We start from the raw sequence: 13,369 nt of genomic DNA, 5'->3' as shown, positions 1-13,369 counted from the left end.
TACTATAAATAAAAATCATCAAAAATATAAGTAATAACCGGTTTTACTCCTAGCTCATATTTTGCAACAAGCTCAGCTATTCTTTTCCCATTAATCAAAGTAATAACTCTTGTACCAACTCTTGATGTTTCTATTGCTCCTTTTGAAAAATCAGAAGTAGTTATAAAAATTCCAAATTCAGCATTAAATTTATCCATAGCACCTCTAAATTTATCAATTTCAGGCGCCTGAACAATATCTTTCCAACGTTTTGCTTGAATTGCAACTCTTGCAGTTCTAAATTCATCAGATGTGATATATCCAAATCCATCAAGTCCTCCATCATTTGTTACAGAAATACCGATTTTATCATCAATATTAACTCCCATTTCTCTAACAAGTCGTCTTGCAAACTTTTCAAATTTTTCCGGACTAAAATTCATAAGCCTTTCGTTTAATTCGTCTTTCCAATCATCAAAGATTTTTTCTTCTTTATCATCTGTATGTCTTTCTTGTTCAATGTCTATGTTATTATTTAATTTTTTTTCTTTAAAATCTTTTTCTATTTTTTTATATTCTGTTAAAAAATCAAAATTTTCATAATCTAAATTAGCCCCTAAGTCTGTTAAAATAACTTTTTTATTTTCTCTGATAATAAATTTTAATCTTCTTAAATAATTAATAGCAAAATTAAAATCAAACTTAAAAGGCATATATTCTTTTTTTGTTTTTTTAGATTTTTTTATAAAATCAACATATCCTTCCGGTATTTCATCGCAGTTTAATCTTATATAATTTTCAATATCTTCCTTTGTAGCAATCCCACCTTGCTTTTTCAAAGCTTTTATAATATATTTTGATAATATATAATCGCGTCTTTTTGCCTTATAAGTTTTAATATCTATACTCATAATACCTCCTAAAATTTAAGTCTAAGTTTTTTCTACTTGTGATAAATTTGATTGTTCATTATTTTAAAAGCTCTGTAAATTTGCTCAAGCAAAACAACTCTAAACAGTTGGTGCGGGAGTGTAAATTTAGAAAAAGATAGTTTAAAATTACTTCTTTTCTTGATTTCATCTCCAAGGCCGAAACTTCCACCGATTACAAATGTAAATTTTGAATTACCGTCATTCATTTTATCTTCTAAAAATTTAGAAAAAGTTTCGCTGTCGATTGATTTTCCTAAAATTTCAAGAGTTATAACAAATTCACTATCTGAAATTTTACCCAAAATTCTACTTTCTTCCTTTTTTAACACATTTTCAATTTCTGCTTTACTTGGCGTTTGTGTTAAAATTTTCTCCTCTGCAATTTCAACAATTTCAATTTTTGAAAAGGCAGAAATTCTTTTTTTATATTCCTCACATGCATCTTTGAAAAATTTTTCCGATAATTTCCCAACACACAAAATTTTTATATTCATATTACACTTCCGTTACACTACTATTTTCAAATCTTTTAGAAACTTCAAGATTTGTATATTGACTTACATTTTTCTCATTCAAAATCTTATATACCTCATCATAGGCAAGTTTTTCTTCATTATTTGTTTCACTTAAATGTCCAAGATAAACTTTTTTGCACTTGTCGGTTACTACCTCAGACAATGCGTTTCCACTTGTAACATTTGAAATATGTCCGAACTCTCCCAAAATTCTTTGCTTTAAATTATAATCATAAGGACCTTTTTTAAGCATTTCCAAATCGTGATTCGCCTCAAAATAAAAAATCTTTGAGCCATAAATTTTTTCCTTCATATGATTTGTAACAATTCCTGTATCCGTTAAAAGCGTAATTTTACCATAATCAGTATTAAAGACAAAACCCATTCCCCTTGCACAATCGTGCGAAATTTCCAAAGTATATAAATCAAAAAGAGAAAACTTGTGTTTCTTTTCAGTACCGATAACGACAATATTTTCATCTTTAATTTTACCAAGCTTAGATGCACCGGCAGTTAAAGTTTCAACATTACTACAAATCTTAATATCGTAACGCCTTGAAAGTACACCGGCCCCTCTAATATGATCAATATGTTCATGAGTTAAAAAAATCAAGTCAATCGTACTTGGATCAACACCCAATTGTTTTAAATTACATTCAATTTTCTTTCCACTAAAACCTGCATCTATCAAATATCTTCTATTGTCAATCTCTAAAAATGAGCAATTACCGTCGCTCCCACTAAAAAGTGGACAAAATCTTAAACCCATATTTCCTCCATTCATACAACTATTTATTGTATCACATTTTTACGAAAAACAAAAGAAAATAGAATGTTTATTTAATTTATTCTTGCAATTTAGAGTTGCACTTGATTTGACAAATTTTTGTTCAAAAAAATTACACTTATTAAAAGTAACAACTAAAAAATATAACTTTAATAAGTGCATAATAATGGTATAATAATTAAATTCTCTAAATTATTTTATTCTTCTTTTCCATTTTAAATTTTTCCAATTCGCTAATTGTATTCAAATTTTCAAATATGTTTTGTTTGTCAAATTCTTTCCAATCTTCGTAAGGTATAGTTTTAAATTTATTGTCCTCGATGAATTTTACAAATTTTCGGTGGTCTTTGAGTAATTCTTCACGCAAATTTTCTTTTAGAGAATTTTTGTAGATTGCATTCATAGGAAGTAATTTATTCTCCTTTGAAACGCAAATCACTCCGTCAAAGTTTTTATCCAGCTTAGAAATTAAAAATCTTATAAAATCCTCATTTATATTCGGCATATCACAAGCAGTCAAAAATGAAAATTCACTTTCAGAATAGCAAAGCCCGCTATGAAGTCCTGCAAGTGGACCTTTTTTATAAAAAATATCTCTAACGACTTTAACTTTTAAATCTTTGTAATGCTCTTTATTATTTGAAACCACAATTATATCTTCAAAAATATTTTTTAAAATTTCTATTGAATTGTGCACCAGATATTTTTCGTCAATTTCTATAAATTCCTTAGGAAAGGTCATTCTTCTGGAATTTCCTCCTGCAAGTATAATACAATTTATCATCACTCTACTACCAAATCTGTAAAATCTGCATCACAAAACAACGCAAATTCAATCGGATTTACGACAAGGGAATTTCTAACTTTTCCGGCACTAATCAAAAATTTTTCCATAGTCTTTGCTCTTTTGTCAAAAACCGTTTTAAATTTTGTTTTCATTCCAACCGGACTACAACCACCATGAACATATCCAGTAAGTGGCTCAAGTTCCTTTTGAGAAATCATTTTAATACTTTTTATTCCAAAGTATTTACTTGCCTTTTTCAAATCCAAATGCTCATCAATAGGAATGACACAGACATAATGATTTTTATCACTTCCCTCTAAGACAAGTGTTTTAAAACAAATATTCCTGTCAATTCCTATTTCTTCAAATTCTTCAGTTTCTTCTCTAACAACAAAATCATATTTTATTTTTTTGCTATCTAAAATTCTACATACATTTGTTTTGCTATTTTTTTTCATTTTTATTTAAAAAAGTCTTTAAATGTTGCACCAACATTTTTATTGCAGGAGCATTTTCTCCGCCACGAGGAATGATTATATCGGCATGTTTTTTGCTTGGCTCGATAAATTCTTCGTGCATTGGTTTAACTGTATTTTGATATTGAGTCAAAATACTTTCAAGACTTCTCCCTCTCTCTTTTGTATCTCTTAAAATTCTTCTGATTAGTCTTTCGTCTGCATCTGTATCCACATAAACCTTTAAGTCCATAAGCTCTCTAAGTCTTGCATCTTCCAAAATCAAAATCCCTTCAACGATTATTACAGGTCTTGGATATGCTCTTAGAGTTTCTTTTTTTCTTGTATGAATCGTAAAGTCATAAATCGGAAGATCAACTTCTTTTCCAGATTTTAAAACTTTTAAATCTTCAATAAGTTTTTCAGTTTCAAATGATTTTGGGTGGTCGTAATTCAACTTAACTCTTTCTTCCATTGTCTTATCATCATTTGCCCAGTAATAAAAATCGTGGCTAATCATTACAATTTCATCTTTAAATTGTTTTTTTAATTTTTCAATAATTGTAGTCTTACCGGAGGCAGAACCTCCGGCAATTCCTACAACATATATATCTTCATTTTTCATCAAAAACTCCTATAAAGCAATTACTCTGTGATATACTTTTTTACCTTTTTTAATAACAATTTCTTCCAAGTTAAGAGAAACTTTTGTATTTGTATCTGTAATTTTTTCTCCATTTAAAGAAATTCCACCTTGTTCTATAAGTCTTCTAGCCTCTCCATTTGATTTTGAAAGACCACAAGTTCTAATTAAATCCAAAATTCCGATTTCTTCATTTTCAAAATTGCATTTTTTAATTTCAGTTGAAGGCATATTTTCATCTAAAAGCTCTCCGCTAAATAATGCTCTTGCAGTTTCTAATGCTTTTTGAGCTTTTTCTTCGCCGTGAATAATTTTTGTTATTTCAAAAGCTAAAATTTCTTTTGCCTCATTAATCTTTTCGTCTTTATATTGACCTAATTCCTTGCATTTTTCAGTTGGCAAGAATGTTAGCATAAGTAAGAATTTTTCAACATCTCTATCATCAACATTTCTCATATATTGGAAAAGTTCATAAGGAGAAGTCTTTTCTTCATCTAGCCAAATAGCACCCTTTTGAGATTTACCCATCTTAACACCGTCAGCAGTTGTCAAAAGTTTGAAAGTCATAGCATAAACTTTATCTTGTTCAATCTTTCTAACTAAGTCATATCCACCAAGAATGTTACTCCATTGGTCGCTACCACCTAGTTGTAATTTACAACCATGTTTTCTGTAAAGATGCAAGAAATCATAACTTTGCATTAACATATATGAAAATTCGAAGAATGTAAGTCCTCTTTCCATTCTGTTTTTGTAAGCATCACAAGTAAGCATTTTATTTACACTAAAATGCACTCCAATTTCTTTCATAAATTTTACAAAATTCAAATCTAAAAGCCAATCTTTGTTGTTTTCAATAATTGCATTTCCATCTGAAAAGTCGATAAATCTTGAAAGTTGTTCAAAAAATCTTTGAGCATTGTGATTGATTTGTTCTTCAGTCATTACCATTCTCATATCACTTCTTCCTGAAGGGTCGCCTATCATTGTAGTTCCCCCTCCTAAAAGAGCGATTGGAATATGTCCGTAGTTTTGCATTCTCTTCATAACCATTATTTGAATGAAATGTCCGATTGTTAAACTATCTGCTGTCGCATCAAAACCGATATAAAATTTAACTCTTTCTTTAGATAACAATTCTTTTAACTCTTCTTCATAAGTTGCTTGTTCAAAATATCCTCTGTCAACAAGCTCTTCAAAAACATTTTTGTATTCCATAAAAACCTCCTATAAAAAAAGACCTATAACTTTGAAAGGACGACTTATCGTGGTACCACCTTTCTTCGCATAGGCCTTATAATGTTTAAGCACAATCACTTCTGAGCTCCTGTGTTGTATGCACAATCAACACTCAATATTAAATATATTCATAATTATATAGAAAAAAGTTAAAAATGTCAATACATTTCTATCTTTCTAACTCTTTCATCATCAAAAATTAAATCTTCCAAATGCTCTCTTTCAAAATCAATCGGAACAAAAGTATAAAACTTTACAGTTACAGTTGCTCTCTTTTTTACAATTTCGATATTTTGAATTTCTAATTTCAATCTCTCTAAACATTCTCTAATTTCTCTAATTTGATTAAAACTGTCTTCAATCGTAACTTCAAATGTAACTGTCAAATGGTCTTTGCTCAAGAAAGTATCTTTATGCATTAAAATTTGAACTATTACAATCAAAATTGTTCCAAAAATTCCAACTGCATAAAGACCTGCCCCCATAGCAAGTCCGATTCCTGCCGTAGCCCAAACTCCGGCTGCTGTTGTAAGTCCATTTACTGAATTATTTTTTATAAAAATAAGTCCTGCGCCTAAAAATCCGATTCCTGTTACAACTTGTGATGCAATACGAGAGGCATCAATTCTTTCAACATCAAAAAAACCATACTTTGAAACTATCATCATAAGTGCAGATGCCAAACAAACTATTGCATGAGTCCTAATACCCGCCTCTTTATTTCGACTTTTTCTTTCAAAACCGATTATAGCACCCATAAAAGTTGCAAGTAAAATTTTCAGTAAAAATTCTAAATTTGTGTAAATAACTTCAATATCGATATTCATATAATACTCCTTATATACAAAAATAGGCTGTGTCAACACAGCCTATAAATTTATCTTGCAATCATATCTTTTGATATGTCAACACTTTTAATATTATCTCTTGTAATTGTTCTTGTTGTAAAGCCCCAAATGTTACAGAACCAATTTTTCTTTTCTTTATCAAAAATAAAATGGAATCCAACTTTTGACTCAACAGGTGTTATTGAAGATAATTGAGGTGGCTTTTCATTTTTTCCGTAAGTAGTTTCTTGGACTAACAAATGTCCACCGATATACATTTCGTAAGTATCCCCTTGTTCTCTTATTTCAAAAGAATTAAGGTCAAACTCTACTGACGGATAACCTCCAACATATTCTCTGCCACTATTTATTAAAGAATCTACTCTGTTCTTTTCTATCTGTAAAGACGGGTCTCGCATTATAGTCAATAAAGAGGAATCTTTTTTACCTCTTGACTGAACATCTTCTCTTAACATTTCAACAGTTCTTGAAATTGCAAAGTCCAAAAGTCTTTTATCTGAAAGAGAAGTGCTAACATTTATTGAACTTTCTCCGGAATAAGTAACTCCATCAGAAATTGTATATCCCCAAGGCATCTTTGTTACAACTTTTAAAACATCATCTTTCTTTATATTTGTACCTGATAATTTATTGAACTCTCTTACAGTAAGCTCTGTATTTTTATCATTTACAAATAAAATACTATCTTCATCTCTTGTTACAATCTTAAAAGAACTTTCTTTTGAATTTGTATCAAGCTTTATAACTTCATTTGCAAGTTTGTAGTCAGTTCCCTCTCCATAAGAAACAGTTTTAACCTCTGCTTTTTCAGTATAGAAAAGAGAAACTTCATCTTTTAATTTTACATTATTGTCATAGTAGAAAATAGTATATTTTCCAGGAAATAACTCATATTCCTTATCGGAAATTTGTTCTTCCTTTTCATTTAATAAAATAGTTGTTTCTACCTTATCACTTTTTTCAACCTTTAACTTTACAGGGTCTAAACAAATTTTATAATCATCAAAAATACCTAAAACTTTTCCACTCTTTTGAAGTCTAACAGGTCTTTCACTCTTGTAATTTTTATCTTTTTTCAAATTTTCAGCATCTTCTCTAAGCCATTTATTAATAGTTGTAAGCCTTAACTCATCTTCTTCTAACAATGCTATAAAAGATTCCGCCTTGTTTTTATCGATAGTTTTCCCATTAAAAACCATATTTGTAGTGTAAAAACCAATTTTTTTAGACTCTACCCCTGATAAAATATTTGGTAGCTTAACACCTAAAGAATGATATGCCTTTAGTCCAAAGAATCCAACAATAGAAAGAGCAAAAATAATGGTAAATGCAAAAATCATCTTTAACATTTTTGGAACTTTTGGCATTTCATATTTATTTACATCTTTATCTTTCTTTGCTTTTACTTCCTCTTTAGGCTTAACATTTTCTTTCTTTTCAATTTCTACCGCTTTTTCAATATTTTCTACCGGAGTTTTTTCAACTTCCTCAATTACATTTTTAACTTTTTGTTTCTTTTCTTTATTTTTCTTTTTCTTATCATAGGAATTACTTCCCCTACGACGTCTTTCGTGTAGAGGAACTACATTTTCATAAATAAGTTTAAGTCTTTGTGTTTCTGTTAAAATTTCATCTTCTTCATTATTTTCTTCAACACTTTCAACTTTTTTTTCAGAATTTATTTCTTTGTTTTCTTTATCAGTTGAAAATGTATGTGCTTCTATTTCTGAATTGATAAGATTTGATTTAAAATCTAAATCATCAACTTTATTGACCTCTTTAGAAACTTCTTTTTCAATTTCTTCAGAAATAACTTCTTCCAAAACTTCCTCTTTAGGAATTTCTTTTTCAGAGTATTCTTCTCTCCATTGAGAATAGTTCGATAAAATTGACCTATCAAATCCTCCTTCTGAAAAATTTGAAGAATTTTTTTCAATTTTATCCTTTCTCTTATTTTTTTTAGACACGAAAAAAACCCTCCTTAAATATTTCTACGCTTCTAATTCTTTTTCTAATTCATCAACTAGACCTTTGAAAATTTCAAGAGCTTTAGCGATTGAATTTTTATCTTCCATATCTATACCGGCCATTCTTAATTGGTCTATTGGATGATGTCTGCAACCATCTTTTAAGAAGTTTCTATAACTCTTTAGCGCTTCTTTATCTCCACTAACAACTCTATTGGATAAGAAACTTGCAGCACAGAAACTTGTTGCATACTTATATACATAGAAATTGTTGTAGAAATGAGGAATTCTAGCCCATAAGTAATCAGCTAAATCACTTCTTTCAACATTTTCTCCATAGTATTTATCATTTAATTTGCCCATAATTCTTGTGAAATCATCAGCAGTTAAAGCATTTCCGGCTTCAACTTCTAAATGTGTATTCTTTTCAAACTCACCAAACATAGTTTGTCTAAATACAGTTCCGATAAACATATTGATGTAATAATTTAAAATGTAAATCTTTTCGTTTTTATCCTTAACATTCTTTAACAAATAATCTAAAAGGGTTAATTCGTTGAAAGTTGATGCAACTTCTGCAACAAAAATCTTATATTGAGAATAAAGGAATTCATTGTCAAGTCTTGAATAATAACTGTGCATTGAATGTCCGAACTCGTGAGCTAATGTAAACATACTGTTTAAATCATCAGTATAGTTCATTAAGATATATGGTTCTGTATCGTAACTTCCCCAAGAATAAGCTCCACCCGCTTTTCCTTCTCTTGGATAAACGTCAACCCAACGTTCATCAAAACCTCTATTTAAAACTTCAACATAATCATCTCCAAGTGGTTTAAGACCTGCTAAGATTAATTCTCTAGCTTTTTCATAAGGATATTTTTGATTGAAATTTTTATCCAAATTTACAGAAACGTCCCACATATATTGTTTGTCTTTCTTTAATGCTTTCTTTCTAAGTCCATAATATTTATGAAGAGAAGGCAAATATTCTTCAATACTTTCGATTAATGAATCATAAACTTTTTCAGGAACAGCATCTTGGAATAATTCCATATATCTTGCTGAAGGATAATTTTTAACCTTAGCTAAAATCGTCAAATTCTTAATTGCACTGTATAAAGTTGTCGCATAAGTATTTTTGAAACTTGAAATAGTTCCATACATTTTATCAAAAGCTTCTTTTCTTACTTCTTCATTTTCATCTAAAAGGAAATTGTTATAATTAGCCGGAGTTAATTTTTCTCCATCTTTATTTTCAATCTTACCATAATCCATATCTGCATAACTTAACATATAGAATGAATTTTGACCTGTTCCAACCATTTCTCCACAATTAGCAAGTAATTTTTCTTCCTTTTCACTTAAAGTATGAGGTTTAAATCTTAAAATATTTTCGAAATGTACTCTATACTTTTCGTTATCTCCCTCTTTATAAAAGTTTTCCAACTCTTCATTAGATAAACTCATAAGGAATGGGTCAAAAAACGCCATAGCTGAACTAAATCTTGTTCCTAGTGAATTTACTTCTAAAGCTAACTTTTGAGATTCAGGAACTCTACTGTCCTCATCTCTTTTCATATATGAATAACAATACAACTTTTCAACAAGTCTAGATGACTTTTCAGATAATTCCATAATATGCTTTAAATTCTTAACAGATTTTTCCGCTTTTATAATTTCTTCAATAATTTCATCACAAATTTTGATTTCAGCCCTAGCCTCATCTACATTTTTGTAAATCTTTTCCAAAGACCAATTATATTTTTCCATCATACCCTCCAAACCAAAAAATTAAAATTTCACACATTAATTCTAACATTTTTTTAACTTTTTATCAATATATTCACATAAAAAAAGAATGTTCGCACATTCTTTTTTTACATAGTACTTGTAAACCAAAGTTGTTTATATAATTTATTATTTTTAATTAAATTCAAATGTGTATCAAAACCTACAATTTCTCCTTTATCTAAAACCAGAATTTTATCCATTTGTTTTACTGAAGATAAATTATGTGTAACTACAATCATTCCGGTATGAATATGATTATAAAGAAAATCAAAAATCTTTTTCTCTACAACTGGGTCAATTGCCCATGTAGGTTCATCAAAAACAAAAAATTCTTCATTCTTGTGCAATCCCCTAAGTATAGCAAGTTTTTGCCATTGACCTTGTGAAATCGAAACATCTGAAAATCTTTTCGATAATATTTTATTATAATCTAAATCATTTTCACTAAAATAATCTATTTCTTTAAATCTCGACAAATCTACTTCTTTTTGATAATCTGAAATTTTTACATTTTCAATTGAAGATATTTCATATTTTGAAAAATCTTGAAAAACAGCACTACTTTTTGCAATTTTTATTTTCCCTTCAGTTTGTTCATACAGTCCTAAAATCAATTTTGAAATAGTTGATTTTCCTGAACCATTAACTCCTACAACACCTATCTTTTCATTAGTTTTGATTTTAAAATTTATATTTTTTAATGCATATTCATTTGTATTTGGATATTTAAAACTTACATTTTCAAAAATTATCATATTATCATAAATAATATTTTTTTCATAATTCATATCTAAAATTTTAAAAAATGCATCAAGTTGTGGTAAAAGGCTATTTACATCTTTAATTCTTCCATAAAAACCTTCTTCCGATAGTGAAAAAATTGATCTAATTGTTACAAATATCACTCCAAACTCTGCTATACTAACCTTATCTTTTAAAACATAAATAATTACATAACTTATCAGATAACAAATTATCTTCAAAAGACCTAATCTAAAATCATTGACTAATAATTTCTTATAAAAGATTTCACTTACATCACAAAATTCTTCAGTTACAAGATTGAATCTTTGTAAAAAATATTCAGTTGTATCAAATGTTTTCAACTCCTTTACCGTTTCTTTATCTAAAAACAGACTCTCAAAATATTCTCTTTTTCTTCTTAATTTTTTTAAATTTTCTTCTAATTTTGTTTCAATTTTCTTATCAAACTTATTGTGTAAAAACTGTAATAATAAAACTACCACTAAAATTAATACAAAATATGGACTCAACAAAAATAGATATACTGCTAAAAACAAAAAATTAAATCCATACATAAATACAACATCAATATATGCATTAGTAATATACGTTAAATTTGATGCACCTAATTTTGCTTGTGATAAAATATCTAAAAAATTATTATCTTCAAAATAAATAGGCAAGAGCTCTTTACTCATTAATGTTTTTTCTATTTTCGAGCTTAAAACTAAATCATAATATTCACAATAAAATCCCATAAAAGATCTAAATGTATAAGTTAATATTTTTATTAAAATAAAAACAGAGATATATATAAGCATTCTAGAAGTTGTCAATTTTCCAGAAATGAAAAGCCCCAATTTTTCTAAAGTTAATTGTAAAGCATAAATCGTAAAAACAAATGATAAAGATTCTAAAATGAATATTCCATAATTAATTAAAAATCTCTTTTTATCTAAATTAAAAACTAGTTTAATTGCTTTAAAAATATTATTCATCATACCAACTCCTTTGCGTTGTATAAAGCTCTTTAAAGTAAGAATCAGAATTCAATAAATTTTTAAAAGTATCATTTTCTACTATTTTACCATCTTTTAAAACCAAAATATAATCGCAACTTCTACAGCTTCCAAGTCTATGAGTTATCCAAATCCCTATGTTATCTTCAGCAATTATAGAATTTACATTTTCTATAATTTCTCTTTCGCTTATTGAATCAAGAGAAGCAGTTGGTTCATCCAAAATTAAGCAATCACAATTTTTAATTAAAAGTCTTGCTAAAGCAATTTTTTGCCATTCTCCAAGAGATAACGAAATTCCTTCTTCAAGTTTTCCTAAAAATTGATTTTTTCCATTTTCAAAGCTCTCAATTTTTTCATAAATACCAACTTTTTTTAGAATTTCATCGATATCATTATTGTTATAAAAATCTATATTTTCTGAAACTGTCATCTCATATTTTACAAAATCTTGAAAGATAACTCCGAAATGTTTTACTAAACATTTTCTTGATATTTCCCTAAGTTCAACTCCATTAATTAAAATACTTCCTTCATAATCTAGAAGTCCTAATAAAATCTTAACTAAAGTAGTCTTTCCTGTTCCATTTTCTCCAACAATAGCATACTTGTTTTTTCTTTCCAAAAAAAAACTACAATTTTTTAAAACATAAGAATTACCATAAGAATAAGATACATCTTTAAACTCAATTCTATCTATACTATCAATAGTTTTATCAAATTCTATAGCAAGTGAATAATCTTTAGATATAAAATTTATAAATTTTTTTAAGAAAAGCTTGCTATCAACAAATTTTTTTACATCAATAGATAATTTATAAGAAATTTCATCTGTAAATACAAGTAAAGAACTAATTAGAGCAGTACACAAACCAAAACTTATAGAGTTTTTACCAAAAAAAATTATCATAAAAAAAATAGTAAACAATATTATCATCATAAGCATTATTCCGACACTTGCATAAAATTCCGAAAAAAATAAAGTCTTTCTTTCTATTATAATCCCTTTATCCTTAGATTCTTTCCATTTTTTCTTTATAAAATCATTATACTTAAATAAAGTTCTCTCAAGAGCAAATTCTTTATTAATTAATACTTTAGTAAAATAACTTGCACGTCTAAAAAAATTTCCACTTTCAAGATAATTTTCATATTCTAAATTTCCAGAATAAATAGCAACAAAACATAGGGGTATAAAAAGGATAAAAACTATAATTCCAAGATACCAAACAAATGTAGAAACGATAAAACAATATCCTAAAAATCTTATAAAATACGAAAATAATGAAATGATTGATTTCAAATAATCTTTAAACTTAGGAACTACATCTTTTATAAAGTATATTTCTCTGTGAAAATCTTCATTTTCATAATTAAAATATGGAATTTCTGAAATAAAATTCAAAATAAATTCCGAAAAAACCTTATCAATATGTAAATTAAATTTATAGTTTATAAAATTTAAAAGCTGTCTAAAAATAAAATGTAAAAATAAAATTATAATAAATCCAATAAAATACTCTATCTCCTGAATGTTATTAAGAAATTTCCCAACAATAAAAATTTCCAGAATTGAGATAAAAGAAAAAACTAAACTAAAAAAGAACAAAAGAAGAATATAACTTCTTTTCAATTTAGTAACCTTGATTAACTTAAGCAT

Annotated in this window: 12 protein-coding genes; all 12 read right to left on the bottom strand. The window is 27.6% G+C overall.

What is annotated here, in order from left to right; genetic code table 11:
• Positions 1 to 2: 2 nt before the first annotated feature.
• Complete coding sequence (locus HMPREF3181_RS06785) at positions 3 to 890, bottom strand: restriction endonuclease (protein ID WP_068474884.1); 888 nt, start codon at positions 888 to 890, stop codon at positions 3 to 5.
• A gap of 32 nt (positions 891 to 922) precedes the next feature.
• Entirely contained in the window at positions 923 to 1,405 is a 483-nt protein-coding gene (gene rlmH, locus HMPREF3181_RS06780; RefSeq protein WP_068474882.1) for a 23S rRNA (pseudouridine(1915)-N(3))-methyltransferase RlmH, read from the bottom strand.
• 1 nt (position 1,406) lies between these two features.
• Positions 1,407 to 2,195: an MBL fold metallo-hydrolase gene (locus HMPREF3181_RS06775; RefSeq protein WP_068474880.1), complete on the bottom strand. Its 789-nt coding sequence runs from the start codon at positions 2,193 to 2,195 to the stop codon at positions 1,407 to 1,409.
• Between the two features lie 205 nt (positions 2,196 to 2,400).
• Positions 2,401 to 2,997, bottom strand: a complete 597-nt coding sequence (locus tag HMPREF3181_RS06770; RefSeq protein ID WP_068474878.1) for a molybdenum cofactor guanylyltransferase — start codon at positions 2,995 to 2,997, stop codon at positions 2,401 to 2,403.
• On the bottom strand, positions 2,997 to 3,458 hold the full coding sequence (locus HMPREF3181_RS07615) for a YbaK/EbsC family protein (protein WP_231723279.1): 462 nt from the start codon (positions 3,456 to 3,458) through the stop codon (positions 2,997 to 2,999). The genes HMPREF3181_RS06770 and HMPREF3181_RS07615 overlap by 1 nt, the downstream gene beginning before the upstream one ends.
• The gene (gene udk, locus HMPREF3181_RS06760) at positions 3,445 to 4,080 is read right to left on the bottom strand and encodes a uridine kinase (protein ID WP_068474876.1); all 636 of its coding nucleotides are present in this window, start codon (positions 4,078 to 4,080) and stop codon (positions 3,445 to 3,447) included. Before udk ends, HMPREF3181_RS07615 begins: the two co-directional genes overlap by 14 nt.
• Before the next feature lie 9 nt (positions 4,081 to 4,089).
• Complete coding sequence (tyrS, locus tag HMPREF3181_RS06755) at positions 4,090 to 5,316, bottom strand: tyrosine--tRNA ligase (protein ID WP_068474874.1); 1,227 nt, start codon at positions 5,314 to 5,316, stop codon at positions 4,090 to 4,092.
• 179 nt (positions 5,317 to 5,495) lie between these two features.
• Positions 5,496 to 6,164 carry an MgtC/SapB family protein gene (locus HMPREF3181_RS06750; protein ID WP_068474872.1) on the bottom strand — a complete coding sequence of 223 codons (669 nt, stop codon included), beginning with the start codon at positions 6,162 to 6,164 and terminating at the stop codon, positions 5,496 to 5,498.
• A gap of 50 nt (positions 6,165 to 6,214) precedes the next feature.
• Positions 6,215 to 8,152, bottom strand: a complete 1,938-nt coding sequence (locus HMPREF3181_RS06745; protein ID WP_231723278.1) for a TcaA second domain-containing protein — start codon at positions 8,150 to 8,152, stop codon at positions 6,215 to 6,217.
• Positions 8,153 to 8,176: 24 nt separating this feature from the next.
• Positions 8,177 to 9,925, bottom strand: a complete 1,749-nt coding sequence (gene pepF, locus HMPREF3181_RS06735; protein ID WP_068474870.1) for an oligoendopeptidase F — start codon at positions 9,923 to 9,925, stop codon at positions 8,177 to 8,179.
• 107 nt (positions 9,926 to 10,032) lie between these two features.
• Positions 10,033 to 11,691, bottom strand: a complete 1,659-nt coding sequence (locus tag HMPREF3181_RS06730; RefSeq protein ID WP_082713933.1) for an ATP-binding cassette domain-containing protein — start codon at positions 11,689 to 11,691, stop codon at positions 10,033 to 10,035.
• A complete protein-coding gene (locus tag HMPREF3181_RS06725) occupies positions 11,681 to 13,369 on the bottom strand; it encodes an ATP-binding cassette domain-containing protein (RefSeq protein WP_068474866.1) in 1,689 nt (562 codons plus the stop codon). Before HMPREF3181_RS06725 ends, HMPREF3181_RS06730 begins: the two co-directional genes overlap by 11 nt.

Source organism: Parvimonas sp. KA00067, assembly GCF_001553085.1.
Lineage (GTDB): Bacteria > Bacillota > Clostridia > Tissierellales > Peptoniphilaceae > Parvimonas > Parvimonas parva.
The sequence above is the reverse complement of the archived record's forward strand: the minus strand, read 5'-3'. Positions and strand labels throughout refer to the sequence as shown.

Bases quoted from the DNA above. Each gene is read 5' to 3' on its own strand.
- HMPREF3181_RS06785 (WP_068474884.1), bottom strand. From the start codon at position 890: ATGAGTATAGATATTAAAACTTATAAGGCAAAAAGACGCGATTATATA.
- rlmH (WP_068474882.1), bottom strand. From the start codon at position 1,405: ATGAATATAAAAATTTTGTGTGTTGGGAAATTATCGGAAAAATTTTTC.
- HMPREF3181_RS06775 (WP_068474880.1), bottom strand. From the start codon at position 2,195: ATGGGTTTAAGATTTTGTCCACTTTTTAGTGGGAGCGACGGTAATTGC.
- HMPREF3181_RS06770 (WP_068474878.1), bottom strand. From the start codon at position 2,997: ATGATAAATTGTATTATACTTGCAGGAGGAAATTCCAGAAGAATGACC.
- HMPREF3181_RS07615 (WP_231723279.1), bottom strand. From the start codon at position 3,458: ATGAAAAAAAATAGCAAAACAAATGTATGTAGAATTTTAGATAGCAAA.
- udk (WP_068474876.1), bottom strand. From the start codon at position 4,080: ATGAAAAATGAAGATATATATGTTGTAGGAATTGCCGGAGGTTCTGCC.
- tyrS (WP_068474874.1), bottom strand. From the start codon at position 5,316: ATGGAATACAAAAATGTTTTTGAAGAGCTTGTTGACAGAGGATATTTT.
- HMPREF3181_RS06750 (WP_068474872.1), bottom strand. From the start codon at position 6,164: ATGAATATCGATATTGAAGTTATTTACACAAATTTAGAATTTTTACTG.
- pepF (WP_068474870.1), bottom strand. From the start codon at position 9,925: ATGGAAAAATATAATTGGTCTTTGGAAAAGATTTACAAAAATGTAGAT.
- HMPREF3181_RS06730 (WP_082713933.1), bottom strand. From the start codon at position 11,691: ATGATGAATAATATTTTTAAAGCAATTAAACTAGTTTTTAATTTAGAT.
- HMPREF3181_RS06725 (WP_068474866.1), bottom strand. From the start codon at position 13,369: ATGCTTAAGTTAATCAAGGTTACTAAATTGAAAAGAAGTTATATTCTT.